Raw genomic sequence first — 16837 nt, forward strand, 5'->3', positions numbered from 1 at the left:
GCCGTTACGGCTGCCGCCCTTTTTGCGTACCCGCGAGTTCTCCGCATCCAAAACGGCATGGATTTTGTCCAAAAACCCGAAAAATCCGCGAAAACCCGCGGTTTTCAGCGTGCTTTCGGCTTTCAAGCTGGTAAGTTTTCGAACAGAGGCGGTTACGCATCCGTGAACCGCTCGCGCTAAACACCAGAGTCCAGGAGGACATAAATTGGCTATGAACCGCAGTGAACTTGTTGCCGCTGTCGCAGAGAAGTCCGGCAACAGCCAGACCGCCGTTAACGGCGTGCTCGATGCTGTCTTCGACATCTTCGCCACTTCCGTTGCCAACGGCGAGAAGATCACCATCCCGGGCTGGCTTGCTGTTGAGCGCACCGACCGTGCAGCTCGCCAGGGCCGCAACCCGCAGACCGGCGAAACCATCCAGATCCCGGCCGGCCACAGCGTCAAGCTGACCGCAGGCTCCAAGCTGAAGGCTGCTGTCGCCAAGAAGTAGTATTTTCGCTTTCCCCGAGAGGCCGGTACCGGATGGTACCGGCCTCTCGTGTTCTCCGGCCCGGCGGGCAGTTAGCTCCGGCCTGCCCGGGTCCAAACAGCGGCCGTGATTGGCCCAATTTTTACAAGGGGTAGAGAATGGATACCGTGCCAAACTCTGCCAAGACCCAGAACACCCTGCCGGGCCGTCCTGCCGGACAGCCGTCCGAACCCGGGCACCCCGCACGCAACGGCTGGCTGGCTGCCGGTGCCGGTGTCATGGTCCTTGCCCTGAGCGTTGCGCTGCTCTTCACCGGTGCGGCCGCCGCATCGCAGCTCTCGGATCCGGGAGCGCTGACACGCTGGGGGCTGCCCATCGCGAAGGCGGTGCAGAACGGTGCAGTGGCGGCAGTTATTGGCGCCCTGGTATTCGCCGTCTTCATTCTTCCCAAGCACGCCGGACCCCGGCCCGGCAGGGGGGAGGCGGAGACCCGCCCTGAGCATCCTGCCTTCACGCAGGCCATGTACCTCGCCTCCGGCGCCGCAGCCCTGTGGACCCTGTCCGCCATCGCCGTCATGCTCTTCACCTACTCGGATGTCTCCGGCCTTCCACTGAGCCCGGACCCGTCCTACACCGACGGACTTGCATCCTTCCTGACTGATTTCGCGACCGGCCGCGCCTGGCTGGCAGTCAGCATTATTGCCGCCGTTGTGACTACCCTGACGTTCGGCGTCCGTTCCCTGACCGGCCTGGCGCTCACGCTTGTATTGGCGGTCGGCGGACTGCTGCCCATGGCCCTGGTGGGGCACGCCGCCGGCGGAGATGACCACAGCGCCGCAGTGAACTCGATCGGCCTGCACCTGATCGGTGTCTGCGTGTGGATTGGCGGGATCATCGTCCTCGCCGTCATTGCCAAGCAGCTCGGTGACATCACCGGGGTGGTTCTCCGCCGCTTCTCGGCACTGGCAGGCTTCGGGTTCGTCCTGGTCTCAGCCTCCGGCCTGGTCAACGCCTCGCTTCGGATCACGTCCCTGGAGCAGCTCGATTCACGCTGGGGTGCCCTGGTCCTGTTCAAGGTCGCTGCCACGCTGGTACTGGGCATCCTCGGCTTCCTGCACCGGCGCTGGATCATTCCGCAGCTCCCGGCCCAGGCCGCCGGGTCCACCAGGGGTACGTCCGCGGAGACTCCGCGCTCGATGAGTGCCGGCCGGGTGCTGTGGCAGCTGATCGGCGTCGAACTGCTCATCATGGGTGCCATCTCCGGTGTCGCTGCTGCCCTGGCCCGCACAGCCCCGCCGCGGCCGGAGGAACTGCCGCCGAACGCCTCGCCGGCCCGCATCCTCACCGGCTACGACCTGCCGCCGGAACTTACGGCAGAACGCTTCCTCACCGAGTGGCGCTTCGACTGGCTGTGGGTCGCGATTGTCGTGACCATTGGTGCTGCCTACGTGCTGGGTGTCATCAAGGTCCGCCGCCGGGGAGACAAATGGTCCCTGGTACGGACGCTGTGCTGGTTCGTGGGCCTGATCGCGCTCACTTACGTCACCTCCGGCGCGCCCGCCGTGTACGGCATGGTGCTCTTCAGCACGCACATGCTCGGACACATGGCGCTGACCATGGTGGTGCCGCTGTTTCTGGTCCTCGGCGCTCCCGTTACCCTGGCGCTCAAGGCCCTGACCCCGCGCCGGGACGGCAGCCGCGGCCTGCGCGAATGGATCCTGATCGCGGTGCACTCGCGGTATTCCAAGATCATCACCAATCCGATCTTTGCGGCCGTGAACTTCGCGGGCTCGATCGTGATCTTCTATTACTCGGAGCTCTTCGGGTTCGCGCTGCGCGAGCACGTGGGCCATGAACTGATGGTGCTGCACTTCCTGCTCACCGGCTACATCTTCATCCTCACCATGATCGGGATCGACCCGCTTCCCAGCCGGGCACCCTACCCGCTGCGACTCGTTATCCTGCTGGCCACCATGGCGTTCCACGCGTTCTTCGGCGTGGCCGTGATGGGCCAGACCTCACTGATCCAGGCGTCCTACTTCGGCAACATGGGCCGCGATTGGGGCGTGAGCGCCCTGGAAGACCAGCAGCTTGGCGGAGCGATCATGTGGGGAATCGGCGAAGTTCCGACGGTTCTGGTGGCGATCGGCGTCGCTCTCCAGTGGTCCCGGACGGATGCACGTGAAACAAAACGCAAAGACCGTGCGGCCGAACGGAATAACGATGCTGAACTTACGGCTTACAACAATATGTTCGCCCAGCTGGCCGAACGTGATGCAAGGACAGACCAAGGAGAACGCAGATGACTGAAACGGTGCGCGCCGGATACCGCGTCCGGGCCTCCGAGCTGGAAGGCCGCAACTGGCTCAACACGGGCGGGAAGCAGCTGGGGCTGGAAGACCTCCGCGGCAAGATCGTCCTGCTGGACTTCTGGACCTTCTGCTGCATCAACTGCCTCCATGTCCTCGATGAGCTGCGGCCGCTGGAAGAGAAGTACTCCGACGTCCTGGTGACAGTGGGCGTCCACTCGCCCAAGTTCGAGCACGAGGCCGATCCGGTGGCGCTGGCGGCCGCCGTCGAACGTTACGAAATCCATCACCCGGTCCTCGATGACCCTGAGCTGGCCACCTGGCAGGCCTACACGGCCCGTGCCTGGCCCACCCTGGTGGTCATCGACCCCGAGGGCTACATCGTGGCCCACCTCTCCGGTGAAGGCCACGCCGCCGGACTTGAATCACTCGTAGCGGAGCTCGTTGCAGAGCACGAGGCCAAGGGCACCCTGCACCGCGGCGACGGCCCCTACGTTCCCGCTGAAGCCACCTCCGGTGACCTGCGGTTCCCGGGCAAGGCGGTAGCTCTGCCGGAAGGAACGTTCCTGGTTGCTGACACCGGCCATCACCGGCTGGTGGAACTGGAAGCGGACCTGGCAACCGTCCGCCGCGTCATCGGTGAAGGCACCAAGGGATGGCGCGACGGCGACTCCGGAACCGCCCGCTTCAACGAGCCGCAGGGCCTGGCCGTGCTGCCCGCAGCCGTGGCCGAGACCCTGGACTACGACGTCCTGGTTGCCGACACCGTGAACCACCGCCTGCGCGGCGTGAACCTGGCCACCGGCGCAGTCACGACAGTGGCCGGCAACGGTGTCCAGCGGCTGCTCGACGCCGAGAACCAGGCTGCTGAGGCCTCGACAGACCTCGGAACCGATCCGCTGGGCACTTCGCTTTCCTCGCCGTGGGACGTGCTCTGGTCCACCGCACTGGGCCAGGCCGTTGTGGCCATGGCCGGCACCCACCAGATCTTCGCCTTCGACCCCGCCACCGGTGCCCTGTCCATCCTGGCCGGAACTGGCTTGGAAGGACTGCTCGACGGCGACGGGGACGCTGCCTGGTTCGCCCAGTCCTCCGGTCTGGCCCAGGACGCTGAAGGCAGCATCTGGGTTGCCGACTCCGAAACCTCAGCACTGCGCAGGCTCCGCTTCGACACCTCCGCCGAGGGCAAGCCCGCCGTCACGGTGGACACCGCCGTCGGGACCGGCCTGTTCGACTTCGGCTACCGCGATGGTGCCTCCTCCGAGGCACGCCTGCAGCACCCGCTGGGCGTTGCTGTGCTTCCGGACGGCTCGGTGGCCATCGCGGACACATACAACGGCGCCGTACGCCGCTACGACCCGGTTACACAGGCCGTCTCCACGCTCTCCCGCGGCCTCGCAGAGCCGTCCGGGGTCCTGGTCGATTCCACGGCCGATGAGCCGCTGCTGATCGTTGTGGAAGCCAACAGGCACCAGCTGGTGCGGCTGCCGATCCCCAAGGAAGCGCAGTCCGTGGACGAAGGAGCGCGCCAGACCCAGCGGCCCAAGACCGCCATTGCTCCCGGGGCGCTGGGCCTGACCGTACGCTTTGCAGCCCCCAAGGGGCAGAAGCTCGATGACCGCTGGGGTGATCCCACCCAGCTGAAGATCTCCTCCTCCCCGGAAGAGCTCCTGGTCTCCGGCGGGGGAACCGCCGTCGGCCTGGTCCGTGAACTGGTCCTGTCCGATACCGTCACCGAGGGTGTCCTGCACATCACCGCCCGCGCTGCTGCCTGCGACGGCGAGCCCGGGGGAGAGATCCCGGATCATGCCGCCTGCCACCTGTACCAGCAGGACTGGGGGATCCCGGTCCTGATGCAGGCCGGCGGCGAAACGGAGCTGACCCTGGACCTCCGCGGCCTCGACTAGGCACCATCGACATAACAGAAACTGCCCGTATCCGGCCGGATACGGGCAGTTTCTGTTATCTCGATTTCCTGAGGAGCTACTCGATGACGGCGGTGAGGGACACACCGGCGTCCGTGATCGACAGCCGGGCACCGAAGGAGAACTCTTTCTCTTCCACCAGCGGGCTCTGCGCTCCGGAGAACAGATCGGTCTGCGTCGCGCTGACCTTGGCCCTGCCTTCCAGCGGCGCCAGGACCCAGTGGCCGTCAGCGGGCGAAATCTCCACCGTGGGGTACTCCAGGATCTCCCAGGTGATGGGTGGCTCCACCCGGTTGTCCGTCAGGTGGTAGAACGGGCAGCCAGGAGGGGCCAGGCGGTTCTGTTCGCCGGCACAGTTGTCCAGGAATTCCCGGACTCGTGCATCGACGGTTTCCACCAGTTCTGCAGTGGCCTGGCTGCGCAGCGTCAGGTCCACGGCATCCCCGGGGCCGGAGAGCAGACTTGACTGCTCCGGTGCCTCGAAATAGCCGCTGGTGTAGGAAGCGGCCACGCGGGAGGGATAAAACGCGGCGAAGGTGTTGGTGCCCTCGGGCAGCAGGACCCGGGTGCCGTTCAGCTCGGCTTCATTCTGGTTGGGTGCAGTGACCCGCACAGTGGGCAGGTCCTGCGCCCGGAAGCTCCACTCGTCGAAGAACATCCAGCGGGTGCCGGTCTGCTCCAGCTCAAAGGTGGACTGTGCCTCGGCGCCGTCCAGCCGGTAGCTGAGAACCACATTGGCTCGTCCTCCCACGGAGGCGGGGACTTCCTCCAGCTCCAGCACTTCCAGCCCCTGCGTGGACGCGCGCAGCGCCTCCGAATCCAGCAGCGCCGCATTGGCGTCCGGGACCTGGGCATTGAGGATGCCCAGGGCCAGAGCCCCATCGCCGTCCTGAATCGCCTGAAGGTACTTATCCACCTGCTTGGCCGGGCCGTAGACCTTGGCATTGACAAGCCAAATAACGACGACGGCGGCCGCGATGGTGAGCATGAGGGCAGTGAGCCAGATGGTGACTGCCTTGATTACCGGTGATGATGCCTGCACGCTCTTACGTTACCTGCCGCCGCTGGACGCGGGTGACCCGGGAGCCGCACAGGCGGTTCCCGGGTCACCTTCGCACCGGTTTAGGAATCAGCTCCGGTGGCTGCCGCTTCCCTGGTTTCCTCGTGGGCCATGGCGATCTCTTCGGCACGGCGCTCGTTGGCTTCCTCCGTCAGCTCTGCTCCGGCCTCGGGGTCCCGGGTGAGGTTATCGCCGGTCTCGGGATCAAAGATGTGGATCTTGCGCGTATCCAGCCACAGTTCTGCTTCACGCCCGCCGCGCACCCGGCTTGCGGCGTCGAGCGTCACAACAATCTGCGGGCGGAGCTCGTCCGCATCCATGTCCCTGGCGAGGTTATCCAGCAGTTCCCGGACCTCGGGCGTCGGATCGAAGTGGATGTAGCCGTACTGCTCGTTGCCGAGCCATTCAGTGTGGGTGATCGGCGCCGTGAAGGTGGAACCATGCGCTTTCTTGTCCCCCTCAACAAGAGAGGCATCTTCGAAGAACTCCGGCCGGATACCGACCAGCACTACCTTCTTTCCCGCGGCTTTGGCGGCCTTGTCCTCGGGAATCGTGATGTCACCCACCGCAGTTTCAAGGACGTTGCCGTCCTTGATCGTTGCGGGGAGGAAGTTCATCGACGGAGACCCGATGAAACCGGCAACAAACAGGTTGACCGGCTGCTCGTAAAGTTCGCGGGGGGAGGCCACCTGCTGCAGGATTCCCTTTTTCAGAACGGCAACGCGGTCGCCCAGGGTCATGGCTTCGGTCTGGTCGTGGGTCACGTAGACGCTGGTGACGCCGAGGCGGCGCTGCATCTGCGCGATTTCCGAACGCATCTGCCCGCGGAGCTTGGCATCCAGGTTGGAGAGCGGCTCATCGAACAGGAAGGCATCGGCCTGGCGGACGATCGCCCGGCCCATGGCCACCCGCTGGCGCTGCCCGCCGGAGAGATTCGCAGGCTTGCGGTCCAGATGCTCGGTCAGCTCCAGAGTCGCCGCTGCATCGTTCACCAGTTTCTTGACCTGCTCATCGCTGTACTTTCCCTTGTTCAGCCGGAGCGGGAAGGCGATGTTCTCGAACACCGTCAGGTGCGGATACAGGGCATAGTTCTGGAACACCATGGCCAGGTTCCGGTCCCGGGGGGCCTTGTCATTGACGCGCTCCCCGTTGATCAGCAGGTCACCGGAGGTGATGTCCTCCAGACCCACAATCATCCGAAGCAGGGTCGACTTGCCGCAGCCGGAGGGGCCCACCAGGATGATGAATTCCCCGTCGGCAATATCCAGGCTGATGTCGTTGACGGCCGGGAAGCCGTCCCCGTACTTCTTGACGAGATGGTTGAGCGTTATAGATGCCATGCTCATGGCTCCTTTTCTAGTACCGTGCGTCTGGGGCTAGCCCTTGACGGCGCCCTGGGTTAGTCCGGATACGATCTGTCGCTGGAACAGCAGTACGAGTACAACGACCGGGATGGTCACAATGATCGCTGCCGCGGAAATTGCTCCGGTTGGCGCCTCGAACTGGGAAGCGCCGGTGAAGAATGCCAGAGCCGCCGGCACCGGCCGGGCAGCGGAGGTCGAGGTGAGCGAAATCCCGTACACGAAGTCATTCCAGGCGATGAAGAACGCGATGATTGCCGTCGTGAAGACGCCGGGGGCGGCGAGCGGAACGATCGCCTTCCGGAACGCCTGCCAGGTGGTGGCGCCGTCGACCTGCGCAGCCTGTTCCAGTTCCCACGGAATCTGGCGGAAGAACGCAGCCAGGGTCCAGATGGAAATGGGAAGGGTGAGTGAGAGATAGGGAATGATCAATCCGGGCCAGGTGTCGTAGAGACCGATGTTCCGCCAGAGGTTGAACAGCGGGGTCACAATCGAGATCACCGGGAAGATCGATACGCCAAGAGCCGTGGTCAGCACCAGCCGCTTGCCCGGGAAATCCAGGCGGGCGATTGCGTAGGCACAGAGCGTGGCCAGCACGACGGCGATGAACGTGGCGATCAGCGAGATGCCGATCGAGTTCCGCAGCGCGGAGAGGAACAGTTCCTGGGCGTCCCCGACCAGAATCTGCTCGTAGTTCACCGTGGACCAGTTTGTCGGCAGGAAGCTGCCCGAGGTCAGGTCGCTGGGAAGCTTGAACGATGTCGCGAAGATGGAAGCGACCGGGAACAGCGCGTAGACGATCACCAGGATCGAAATGATGGTCCAGGTTATGCGCCTGCGTATCGGTGACGATTTCATTTAGTTGCCCCCTCGTGCGCCGGTCAGGTCCACCTTGAAGAGTTTGATCGCTATGAAGCAGATCAGGATCACGCAGAGGAACAGCAGCACGGAAACCGCCGAACCCATGCCGATCTCCAGCCGGGTGATGGAAGTCCGGTAGGCCAGCAGGGAGAGTGTCTCCGTGCCGTAGGCGCCTCTGGTCATGATGTAGACGTTGTCGAAAATGCGGAACGCATCCAGTGCACGGAACAGGACCGCCACCATGATGGCTGCCTTCATGTTCGGCACGATCACCCGCGAGAACCGCTGCCACCAGGTGGCGCCGTCGACTTCGGCCGCTTCGGTGAGTTCGCCGGGTACCTGTGCCAGGCCGGCCAGCAGAAGCAGCGAGATGAACGGCGTCGTCTTCCAGATTTCCGAAGCCATGATCACGGTAATGGCGGTGCCAAAGTCAGCGAACCAGTTCAGGTCGGTGCTGATGCCAGGTACCCAGCTGAACCAGTGGTTTATATACCCGGAGTTGATGTCGAAGGCGTAGAACCAAGCGAAGGCGGAAACCACGGTGATGATGCCGTAGGGAACCAGGATTGCCGTGCGAAGCCAGCCGCGCACGGCCTTCAGCGCACTGTTCATGACCATGGCCAGGGCGAAGCCGAGGACCAGCTCGATGACCACGGTAACCACCGTGATCAGCAGGGTTACTCCCAGATCCCGCCAGAACACTTCGTCCGTCAGGATGGTGGCGTAGTTGCCGAGGAAAACGAATTCCCTGTCATCCGGGGCAGTCAGGCGGTACTTGAAGAGCGAGTCCCACAGCGCGAGGAGGATTGGGTAGGCCGTCACGGCCAGCATGATGATGAACGCCGGTCCGGCGAGCCAGAATCCCAGCCGCCGTTCAGCCTTGGCCCGGTCGCTCAGCCCGGGCTTGCGTCCTTTGGGGCTGCCGCCGGTGGCGGCACGCGTCTCGACTGACGTACTCATAGCAGCCTCTCTCCCTTCAGGACCTCAAGAATGAACTGCTGGCTTGTTTCCGGCGTTGTGTCCGGATTGACGTCCTGCGGCGGAGTCCAGGTCTGCTGGATGCCGGTGGAGATTTCGTTGTAGTAAGGAGTCTGCGGACGGGGCTTGGAGAGCTCCAGCGACTCACGGATGGTCCCGGCCATCGGGAACGTGTCAACAACCTCGGGATCGTTGTACGCGTCCGGGTTGGACGGCGGGTTGCCGTTGCTGGCGAAGTAGTAGGCCTGGTTCTCCGGGCTGACAATGCACTCGATCGCGTCGAACGCCAGGTCCGGGTGCTTGCTCTTCGAACCCACGCCCAGGTCGATCCCGCCAAGCGGGGGCGCGGTTTGCTCTCCCTCGTTGACCTGCGGATACAGCGTCCAGCCAATGTCATCAATCAGGGAAGCAGGGAGGGCGCCTTCCTCGACGGCGGCGTTGGTGGCGGGCCAGACGAAGGGGTAGTTGACCATAAAGGCACCCTTGTCGCCTTGGAACTGGATCATCGAGAAGTTCTCGGTCTGGGTCGGAAGGCCGGGCCCGCCGAGCCCTTCTTTGCCGATGGTGGAGACGATCTCCGCCGCCTGCTTTCCGGCCTCGGAGTCGAGGCTTAGCTTGATCTCGTCGGCCGGTGCGTCGGGGTTCTCCACAATCTGTCCACCGGCTGATTCGATCAGTGCGTTCACCCACACGGTCATGGACTCGGCCCGGGCACCCTGAACGCTGAGGTACTTATCCTGGCTGGCAACCGCTTCGATCAGCTGGTCCCAGGTGACGGGCTGGCTCATGTCCAGACCGGCTGCCTCGGCCACTGACTTGCGGTACCAGAGGATCTGCGTGTTGGCCCAGAACGGGACCGCCACTACCTCGTCCTTCCAGGTGGCTCCGGCGAGGGCGCCCTCCACGACGTTTGCCGTGGTGCGTTCGCGGACATCGTCGGGGATGGGAGCCAAATAGCCCGGTTCGGCGTATTCGGGAACGTTCGGCGGGTCCAGGCTCATGATGTCCATGCTGGTGTCGCCGGCGGCGAGGCGCCGGGCCAGCTGTTCCCGCTGGGAAGCCGCGTCGGTGGGAAGCAGCGAAGTCTCGATGGTGTACGCCCCGTCCGAAGCGTCAGAGCATCGCTTGGCGATTTCGGCCTGCCCGCCGTCGTCCGGGTTGATGTACCACGTCAGGGTCGGCGCAGAACCGGAATCCGAACTGCAGCCTGCCAGCAGAGTGGCACCGACGGCGAGGGCGAACCCCGCAGCTGCAGACTTCCTCATCCGGTGTCTGCCGTGATGTTTTGCACCTTGTGGCATGGGTATATGCCTCCACCTCGTCGTAGGCATGGACTTCAGTGATGTTCCGCGAAAGGAAGCTCAGCAACCTTTCGATCGACCATATGCCCTGCAAGGTGCATTGCGCCACAGTTCCCGGGCTAAAGCCGCGAAAGCTCAGGTGGCAGGGGTGCTAACTGTTATCCAACCGTGTCCGGGAGGGGGAACCGGGTACGTAGACGCCGCTTGTTGCGGCCAGATAAGCGAGTAGGGCGCCAGTAACTGCCGGCAGTTTTGCCGAACGCAGCTGAGGAGGCAGAAGGCTTAGCCGCGGGAAACGGCGAGCGGCGGGCGCTCGGTGCCGGGAGTGAGTGCCTCGGCCGGGTCGCTGCCCAGTTCAAGAATGCGGTTGCCGGCGTCTACGTGGACCACAACAGGTACGTAGGAACGGGCTTCGTCCGTGGTCATGTCGGCGTAGGTGATGAGGATGACCTTGTCCCCGATGTTCACCAGGTGCGCAGCGGCACCGTTAATGCCAATGACGCCGGAGCCGCGTTCGCCGGCAATGGTGTAGGTTTCCAGCCGCGAGCCGTTGTCCACGTCCACAATCGCAACCAGTTCACCCGGAAGGATGTCGGCGGCATCGAGCAGGTCCTCATCCACGGTCACGGATCCGACGTAGTGGAGATTTGAGTGGGTAACGGTGGCCCGGTGGATTTTGGACTTAAACATTTTCCGGTTCATAGCGTGTTCAAGTGTACGCCCGCCTCCGAGCCGCCCCCGGGCGGCAAAAACACCCCCGGTCCGCGGACCGGGGGTGTAAGTGAAACATCACGCTGGAGCGGGCGACGGGAATCGAACCCGCGTATCGAGCTTGGGAAGCTAGCGCTCTACCATTGAGCTACGCCCGCAATGCCGGTGAAGCCACCGGCACAACAAACCACTTTACATGCCTTTGGCACCAGCAGCATAAAGGCGTTGCAGGCCACGCCGCCGGGAACCAGCCGCCGCGGTGGAACCTAGGCCCGGCGCGCCTCTTCGCCGTCCCTGGCCCGGTCCACCAGTTCCTGCCACCGCCCCTTGAGCGAAGTCTCGGGAATGGTGACGGCCTGCTGGCCAACGCTGATCTCATAGGTAAACCGGTCGGGACCGCCGGCGGACTCCTGCGGCGGGTCCTGGAGCAGGGGAAGCCAGCGTTCCTCGGCTTCCTCGGAACTCACCTCGCTGCTCCACGTGCGTCGCATGCCAGCCATACCTCCGGTACGCACCACAACCAGTCTCATACCATGACATTAACCTCTTGCCATGCGGCCTGCACAGCAGAACTTTCTTCGCTTCCGGCACCGTAGCGCTTTTCAGCAGCCGTGATGGTGGCTGACGCAAAGAGCGCAAAGGAGCAGTCTGCGGGAAAGTTGGGCTCCGTGATCGTGTCATACCAGACCTGGCCTGCGCGTTCCCATGCGTAGCCGCCGAGCCGCATAGCCGTGAGGTAGAAGGCATGGTTGGGGATTCCCGAGTTCAGGTGCACACCCCCGTTGTCCGAGGTGGTTTCCACGTAACCGGACATGTTGGCAGGCTGCGGATCCTTGCCCAGGACGTCGTCGTCGTATGCCGTTCCGGGAGCGGCCAGGGACCGGAGTGCCGATCCGCTGACCTCAGGGGTGAAAAGTCCCTCGCCGATCAGCCAGGACGCATCATTCACGGTTTGTCCCAGGAGGCGCTGTTCCACCAGGGTGCCGAACACGTCGGACACGGATTCGTTCAGGGCACCGGCCTGGCTCTGGTAGACCAGCCTGGCCGTGTACTGGATGACTCCGTGGGTCAGTTCATGCCCAATCACGGTCAGCGACTTGCTGAACCGTTCGAAGACTTCTCCGTCCCCATCACCCAGGACCATCTGCGCACCGTCCCAGAACGCGTTGTCATAGTCGCGCCCGTAATGCACGGTGGCCAGGAGGGGCTGCCCCGCGCCGTCCACGGACGCCCGTCCGTAGGCATCCTCAAAAAGGGCGTAGGTAGCCCCCAGACCGTCGTAGGCCTCGTCCACCGCGGGATCCCCTGTTGGGGGAGCACCCTCGGCGCGCACTTCCTTTCCTGGAAGCTCCTGCCGCTGCATCGCGTCAAAAACGGTGCGGCGGAGCTTGGGGCTGAAGGCGGTACCGGATGACTTCGCCTTGGCGGTGCGGCCGAGCTGCCGGGTTTCTGCGACGGAGTTGAACTCCATCAGCGTGCGCCGGGCAGCATCGGCAGCGCCGGCAAGCCGGTCGGGACGTTCAGCGATCCGGGAGAGCAGATACGGCGGAACGATCGAGCAGTTCATTTGGGAAGCTGGGAAACAGGTCACTTTACAGCCCTCCATCTGTAGTGAGTTTCCCAAGACTATGCGCCGCCACCCACACGGCAAGGCCGAGGCAGGCAAAACCGGGCACTGTTGGCCAAAGGGCAACCTAAAAGCAGGCTGGGGCCGCTGCGGAGGGGCAGGCGGATTAGCCGGCGGAGGTATCCGGGTCCGCTGCGGGAGCGCCGCCAAAGGCTGCGACTACGGCTTCAACGCCCTCCGGGCCAAGTTCGAGTCCCAGCGGGTTGCCCGGGTTGATCGCCAGCCCGTAACCCGGAGCGATGCTGCGCAGGGTCGCCTCGCCGGACGCCTTGACCATGATCGGAGCGGTATCGCGGATGCGCGGAGGAATGCGCCTGGCGTCCGTGAAGGTTGCTGCGACAGGTGCCGCGCCTTCGGGGGACTTCAGGACCAGGGCCTGGAAGCTCGCCGGGTCGTTCTCGACAGTCAGCCGGCCGACACTGAGCAGCTCCGAGTTCCAGATTGCCGTGATGACGTCCTTGTTGCTGGCCGTCCCCGCCTGGCCGGCAACAATGACCTGCTCCAGTTCCGTGTCGGGAGCAGGCGATCCGGACTGGGCACCTTCCGGGGTGCCGGTTTCCTGGCTGCGGTCGTCTTCGATGCCGTTGGTGCTGTTCTCGGTGCCGTTGTCCAAGGGGACCTCCTCTGGAGGGTCGGATGCATAAACCGCCAGTCTTCCACAGCCTCCCCGTGGCGCAGAAGCCACTGGTGCGGCGTCCCGGCTACCGTGAACCGGGTAAGGGCGAACACACAGGCCTTATAAAGCGGTATGTACAGAGCACAGGCAGCCAATCAGCCACTACAGTCAGCCACTAATGGAGCAGCGATGAGCGTAGACCGGAACACCAGGGACCTGGAGCCAGGAATCGAGCGGGACTTCAGCCGGAAAATGAGCTACGGCTCCTACCTGGGCCTTGATGAGCTGCTCTCCGCCCAGCATCCGGTGAGCAGCCATCATGACGAGATGGTGTTCATCATTCAGCACCAGACCTCCGAACTGTGGCTAAAGCTTGTCCTGCACGAGCTGCGCGGTGTCCGTGCCCGGCTGATGGCTGACGACCTGCGTGCTGCCATGAAGGGGATCGCCCGGATCAAGCACATCCAGCGCTCGCTGACTGAACAGTGGTCCGTCCTGGCCACGCTGACTCCGTCCGAGTACGCCGAGTTCCGGGGCGAGCTCGGCGCTTCCTCCGGTTTCCAGTCCTACCAGTACCGCGCCGTCGAGTTCCTGCTGGGAAACAAGAACGCCGCCATGCTGGAGGTGTTCCGCTCCGATCCGCAGGCCCAGGCGCTGCTCGCGGAACTGCTGGCCGCCACCAGCGTCTATGACGAGTTCATCGCTGCGCTCAGCCGCCGCGGCTACCCGGTGCCGCAGGAACTGCTTGAACGTGACGTCACACAGGCCCACGTCTTCAACGCAGCCCTGATGGACATATTCCGGCTCGTCTATGAGAATCCCGCGGAGAACTGGGACATCTACGAGGCCTGCGAGGAGCTGGTGGATCTGGAGGACAACTTCCAGCTCTGGCGCTTCCGCCACCTGCTAACCGTGCAGCGGACCATTGGGATGAAGCGGGGCACCGGGGGATCCTCCGGCGCGCACTTCCTGCGCAGCGCCCTGGACCTGACGTTTTTTCCCGAGCTCTATGCTGTCCGGACCGAAATTAAGCAGGCATGAGGATGCGCTATTTTTAGAAGGTGCTGATATCTGACCGCGACATCCGAGCCGAAATTGCAGACGAGCGGATCGTTCTCGATCCCTACGACCCGGCCATGGTGCAGCCCTCCAGCGTGGACGTACGGATCGACCGCTACTTCCGGCTTTTCGACAACCACAAGTACGCGCACATCGATCCGTCCCTGGACCAGCCCGACCTGACCCGCCTGGTTGAAGTGGCCCCGGACGAACCGTTCATCCTGCACCCGGGCGAGTTCGTCCTTGGATCCACCTACGAACAGGTCACCCTCCCGGACGACGTTGCTGCCCGGCTGGAAGGCAAGTCCTCGCTGGGCCGGCTCGGTCTGCTGACGCACTCCACTGCCGGCTTCATCGACCCCGGTTTCTCCGGCCACGTGACGCTTGAACTCTCCAATATGGCAACCCTGCCGATTAAGCTCTGGCCCGGCTCGAAGATCGGCCAGCTGTGTTTCTTCCGGCTCACCTCGCCAGCGGAACACGCCTACGGTTCCGGCGCCTATGGCAACCGGTACCAGGGCCAGCGCGGCCCGACGGCGTCGCGCAGCTACCAGAACTTCCACCGCACCAGCATCTAGGGTCTCCAGGCACCGTCTGCGCCTGAATACTGTGGACACCGGCACTGCACGGTGCCAGATTGTGCGCATGGAACCCGCAGAACCAGAAGAGCTGACGGATTACCTGGCAGCCCTGGACCACCCGATGTCCTCCGTGGTGCGGCACCTTCGTGCGGCCATTCTCTCCGTGGATCCCCGGATCCGCGAGAACATCAAGTGGGGCGCCCCGAACTTCGCCCTGCGTGATGACTTTGCCACTTTCAGCCTGCGCCGCCCGGAGAACATCCAGGTTGTCCTTCACACCGGCGCCAGGCCGAAACCCGACCACCGGGAAATCACCGTCACCGATCCGCGCAAGGTGCTGCGGATGGCCGGGAGGAACAGGGGAGTGGTGACCTTCTCCAGCAGGGCGGCAGCCGAAGCGGCCATGGATGATTTCACCGACGTCGTCCGCCAGTGGGTGGCGCAGCTGGAATAGCCGCTAGACCTCCGGCACCACTGCCTTGGGCGTACGCCCCGGGGCACGGACCGGCAGCAGCGCCAGCAGGCCCAGCAGCAGCACCAGCAGAATGCCGATAATGCCGTACCGCTGCGCCCCGAAGATGGCGATGAAGGCCGCAAACAGCGACGGCGCCAGGAAACTCACGGCGCGGCCGGTGGTTGCGTAGAGCCCAAAGAGCTCCGACTCCTCGCCGTCGGGCGCGAGCCGAGCGAGGAAGGCACGCGAGGCAGACTGGGCCGGTCCGACGAAGAGGCACAGGGCCAGGCCGAAAATCCAGAACGTGGTGTCCCCGGTCCATTCAAGGCCAAACATGCTCACCTCGTCCGCACCGAGCACGGCAATGACCGTTCCTGCCAGCAGCAGGCCCGTCAGCGCACCGACGATCACAGGCTTGGGACCAATCCGGTCATCGAGGAATCCGCCGGCGAAGGAGCCGGCTGCCGCCACGATGTTCCCGAAGATGGCGAACATGATCACCTGCGGGAGCTCCCAGCCGAAGGTTCCGCCTGCAATGATGCCCCCGAACGTGAAGACGGCCGCCAGCCCGTCCCGGAACACCGCGCTGGCCAGCAGGAAGAAGATGGTGTGCGGGCTGGTCCTGTAGATTGCCTTGATCCGGCGGAACAACAGCCCGTAGGAGGCGAAGAAACCGATCTTTGCGGCGCGGGTCCTTGGAACCTCAGGCACGGTGAAGAAGATGGGCAGGGAGAAGACCAGGAACCATGCCGCGGAGAAGAGAGCCACGGCGCGGATGTTCTGGCCGTTCTCCGAGGTGACGCCGAACCAGCCGACGTCCGGGTTGATGAATCCCACCAGTACCAGCGCCAGGGCGGCGATTCCGCCCACATATCCCATGGCCCAGCCGAATCCGCTGACCTTGCCGATCGTGCCCGGCGTGGAGACCTGCTTGAGCATCGCGAAGTAGTTCACGTTGGCGAACTCGAAGAACACGTTGGCCAGGGCAATGAGCGCGACGCCGAGCAGCAGGAAGTTCTCGCTGGGATACACAAAGAAGCAGAGTCCGGTTGCAACGCAGACCGCCACGGTGTTGACCGCCAGCCACAGCTTGCGGCGCCCGCCGGCGTCGGACCGCTGGCCGGCAACGGGGGCCAGCACGGCCACCAGAACGCCGGCCACCGCCAGGCCGGCGCCCAGCACCGCCGAAGCATGATCTTCATCACCAAATAAATCGGAAGTCAGATACACCGTGAAAACGAAGGTGGTCATGACGGCGTTGAATGACGCCGATCCCCAGTCCCAGGATGCCCACGCCCAAACCTCCCGCCGTCGCGCCTGAGCGGGGATCCCGGACTGTCCGGGGGTTGCGTGCGTCATCGAAGCCATGCTCCAGATGCTAGCGGGCAAAAGCGCGCGGAAGGTGCACGGACGCGGCCGCCTTTGCTGTTGTACCGAATATGACCCGTGCGTATGCCTCCGCTAGAATAAACAAAGCCCCTCGACCCGACGTTGATAACTAAAGCTGTGTTCTGACCTGCAAGGC

General features: G+C 64.0%; 16 protein-coding genes and 1 tRNA gene. 6 read left to right on the forward strand and 11 right to left on the reverse strand.

Annotation, left to right across the window (positions count from 1 at the left end; genetic code table 11):
• Positions 1–205 precede the first annotated feature (205 nt).
• From TVC13_RS06615 to TVC13_RS06625, 3 genes are all read left to right on the forward strand, one after another.
• The gene (locus TVC13_RS06615; protein WP_055239039.1) at positions 206–490 is read left to right on the forward strand and encodes an HU family DNA-binding protein; all 285 of its coding nucleotides are present in this window, start codon (positions 206–208) and stop codon (positions 488–490) included.
• 137 nt (positions 491–627) lie between these two features.
• Complete coding sequence (locus tag TVC13_RS06620; protein ID WP_422400433.1) at positions 628–2775, forward strand: cytochrome c oxidase assembly protein; 2148 nt, start codon at positions 628–630, stop codon at positions 2773–2775.
• Positions 2772–4685 (forward strand): NHL domain-containing thioredoxin family protein, encoded by a 1914-nt coding sequence (locus TVC13_RS06625; protein WP_422400434.1) that lies wholly within the window; start codon positions 2772–2774, stop codon positions 4683–4685. The genes TVC13_RS06620 and TVC13_RS06625 overlap by 4 nt, the downstream gene beginning before the upstream one ends.
• Before the next feature lie 76 nt (positions 4686–4761).
• Here TVC13_RS06625 and TVC13_RS06630 read toward each other — a convergent pair whose 3' ends face one another.
• From TVC13_RS06630 to TVC13_RS06675, 10 genes are all read right to left on the reverse strand, one after another.
• Positions 4762–5745: a hypothetical protein gene (locus TVC13_RS06630; RefSeq protein WP_422400435.1), complete on the reverse strand. Its 984-nt coding sequence runs from the start codon at positions 5743–5745 to the stop codon at positions 4762–4764.
• An 80-nt stretch (positions 5746–5825) separates the two neighbouring features.
• Positions 5826–7103 (reverse strand): ABC transporter ATP-binding protein, encoded by a 1278-nt coding sequence (locus TVC13_RS06635; protein ID WP_422400436.1) that lies wholly within the window; start codon positions 7101–7103, stop codon positions 5826–5828.
• A gap of 36 nt (positions 7104–7139) precedes the next feature.
• The gene (locus TVC13_RS06640; protein ID WP_422400437.1) at positions 7140–7982 is read right to left on the reverse strand and encodes a carbohydrate ABC transporter permease; all 843 of its coding nucleotides are present in this window, start codon (positions 7980–7982) and stop codon (positions 7140–7142) included.
• The gene (locus tag TVC13_RS06645; RefSeq protein WP_422400438.1) at positions 7983–8945 is read right to left on the reverse strand and encodes a carbohydrate ABC transporter permease; all 963 of its coding nucleotides are present in this window, start codon (positions 8943–8945) and stop codon (positions 7983–7985) included. It abuts the gene before it with no gap.
• Positions 8942–10228 (reverse strand): extracellular solute-binding protein, encoded by a 1287-nt coding sequence (locus TVC13_RS06650; RefSeq protein WP_422400439.1) that lies wholly within the window; start codon positions 10226–10228, stop codon positions 8942–8944. Before TVC13_RS06650 ends, TVC13_RS06645 begins: the two co-directional genes overlap by 4 nt.
• A 318-nt stretch (positions 10229–10546) precedes the next feature.
• Positions 10547–10966, reverse strand: coding sequence for an aspartate 1-decarboxylase (gene panD, locus TVC13_RS06655; protein WP_422400440.1), 420 nt, complete (start codon positions 10964–10966; stop codon positions 10547–10549).
• A 93-nt stretch (positions 10967–11059) separates the two neighbouring features.
• Positions 11060–11133: transfer RNA gene (locus TVC13_RS06660), tRNA-Gly, on the reverse strand.
• Positions 11134–11241: 108 nt separating this feature from the next.
• Entirely contained in the window at positions 11242–11505 is a 264-nt protein-coding gene (locus TVC13_RS06665) for a protealysin inhibitor emfourin (RefSeq protein ID WP_422400441.1), read from the reverse strand.
• The gene (locus tag TVC13_RS06670) at positions 11502–12542 is read right to left on the reverse strand and encodes a M4 family metallopeptidase (RefSeq protein ID WP_422400442.1); all 1041 of its coding nucleotides are present in this window, start codon (positions 12540–12542) and stop codon (positions 11502–11504) included. The genes TVC13_RS06665 and TVC13_RS06670 overlap by 4 nt, the downstream gene beginning before the upstream one ends.
• A 166-nt stretch (positions 12543–12708) precedes the next feature.
• Positions 12709–13215, reverse strand: coding sequence for an SseB family protein (locus TVC13_RS06675; protein WP_422400443.1), 507 nt, complete (start codon positions 13213–13215; stop codon positions 12709–12711).
• A 192-nt stretch (positions 13216–13407) separates the two neighbouring features.
• Here TVC13_RS06675 and kynA point away from each other — a divergent pair, with 192 nt between their 5' ends.
• The 3 genes from kynA to TVC13_RS06690 all read left to right on the forward strand — a co-directional run bounded on the left by kynA (position 13408) and on the right by TVC13_RS06690 (position 15312).
• Positions 13408–14259, forward strand: a complete 852-nt coding sequence (gene kynA, locus TVC13_RS06680; protein ID WP_422400444.1) for a tryptophan 2,3-dioxygenase — start codon at positions 13408–13410, stop codon at positions 14257–14259.
• 20 nt (positions 14260–14279) lie between these two features.
• On the forward strand, positions 14280–14855 hold the full coding sequence (dcd, locus tag TVC13_RS06685; protein WP_422400445.1) for a dCTP deaminase: 576 nt from the start codon (positions 14280–14282) through the stop codon (positions 14853–14855).
• 67 nt (positions 14856–14922) lie between these two features.
• Positions 14923–15312, forward strand: a complete 390-nt coding sequence (locus TVC13_RS06690; RefSeq protein ID WP_422400446.1) for a DUF1801 domain-containing protein — start codon at positions 14923–14925, stop codon at positions 15310–15312.
• Between the two features lie 3 nt (positions 15313–15315).
• On the opposite strand, the gene TVC13_RS06695 is transcribed toward TVC13_RS06690, so the two are convergent.
• A complete protein-coding gene (locus tag TVC13_RS06695) occupies positions 15316–16671 on the reverse strand; it encodes an MFS transporter (RefSeq protein WP_422400483.1) in 1356 nt (451 codons plus the stop codon).
• Between the last annotated feature and the right edge of the window lie 166 nt (positions 16672–16837).

The organism is Arthrobacter sp. 3Tela_A (assembly GCF_049311025.1).
In the GTDB taxonomy this organism is placed as follows: domain Bacteria; phylum Actinomycetota; class Actinomycetes; order Actinomycetales; family Micrococcaceae; genus Arthrobacter_B.

Excerpts from the sequence above, each read along its gene's own strand:
- TVC13_RS06620 (WP_422400433.1), top strand. The coding sequence starts at position 628 with ATGGATACCGTGCCAAACTCTGCCAAGACCCAGAACACCCTGCCGGGC.
- TVC13_RS06625 (WP_422400434.1), top strand. The coding sequence starts at position 2,772 with ATGACTGAAACGGTGCGCGCCGGATACCGCGTCCGGGCCTCCGAGCTG.
- TVC13_RS06635 (WP_422400436.1), bottom strand. The coding sequence starts at position 7,103 with ATGGCATCTATAACGCTCAACCATCTCGTCAAGAAGTACGGGGACGGC.
- TVC13_RS06640 (WP_422400437.1), bottom strand. The coding sequence starts at position 7,982 with ATGAAATCGTCACCGATACGCAGGCGCATAACCTGGACCATCATTTCG.
- TVC13_RS06645 (WP_422400438.1), bottom strand. The coding sequence starts at position 8,945 with ATGAGTACGTCAGTCGAGACGCGTGCCGCCACCGGCGGCAGCCCCAAA.
- TVC13_RS06650 (WP_422400439.1), bottom strand. The coding sequence starts at position 10,228 with ATGAGGAAGTCTGCAGCTGCGGGGTTCGCCCTCGCCGTCGGTGCCACT.
- panD (WP_422400440.1), bottom strand. The coding sequence starts at position 10,966 with ATGAACCGGAAAATGTTTAAGTCCAAAATCCACCGGGCCACCGTTACC.
- TVC13_RS06665 (WP_422400441.1), bottom strand. The coding sequence starts at position 11,505 with ATGAGACTGGTTGTGGTGCGTACCGGAGGTATGGCTGGCATGCGACGC.
- TVC13_RS06670 (WP_422400442.1), bottom strand. The coding sequence starts at position 12,542 with ATGAACTGCTCGATCGTTCCGCCGTATCTGCTCTCCCGGATCGCTGAA.
- kynA (WP_422400444.1), top strand. The coding sequence starts at position 13,408 with ATGAGCGTAGACCGGAACACCAGGGACCTGGAGCCAGGAATCGAGCGG.
- TVC13_RS06690 (WP_422400446.1), top strand. The coding sequence starts at position 14,923 with ATGGAACCCGCAGAACCAGAAGAGCTGACGGATTACCTGGCAGCCCTG.
- TVC13_RS06695 (WP_422400483.1), bottom strand. The coding sequence starts at position 16,671 with ATGACGCACGCAACCCCCGGACAGTCCGGGATCCCCGCTCAGGCGCGA.